This is a genomic window from Flavihumibacter cheonanensis, from assembly GCF_022352215.1.
GTDB classification, from domain to species: domain Bacteria; phylum Bacteroidota; class Bacteroidia; order Chitinophagales; family Chitinophagaceae; genus Flavihumibacter; species Flavihumibacter cheonanensis.
The window spans coordinates 1-283 of the sequence record NZ_JAKRWF010000176.1 but is presented as its reverse complement, the minus strand read 5'-3'; the positions used below and the strand labels follow the sequence as shown (position 1 = coordinate 283).

Genomic DNA, 283 nt, shown 5'->3' with positions numbered 1-283 from the left:
GGCTGCGCGTGTCCAGCAGATAGCGTCCCGGTTTGGAGGCGATGGCCAGCCAGCGGCTATCCGGACTGAACACGGCCACCACAGCTTCTATATCCCCCAGCCTGAGCTGTTCCGTATCCTGCTCGCGCGCCAGCGGCGCCAGGTCCCACAGCGAATTGACGTAAAACAGCCAGCGACTGTCCGGACTGATGGTCAGGATAGGATAGCTGCTCTCGGTAGCTACCTGCCCCAGGCGCAGCGGGCTGGCAAAGAAACCGCTGCGGTACAGGTTCCACAGGCGAAT

Annotated in this window: 1 protein-coding gene; it reads right to left on the bottom strand. The window is 62.5% G+C overall.

The genetic code is table 11. The features are described from left to right. Window positions 1-283: hypothetical protein (locus MD536_RS21595; RefSeq protein ID WP_239603851.1), on the bottom strand; the 283-nt coding region annotated here is incomplete at both ends.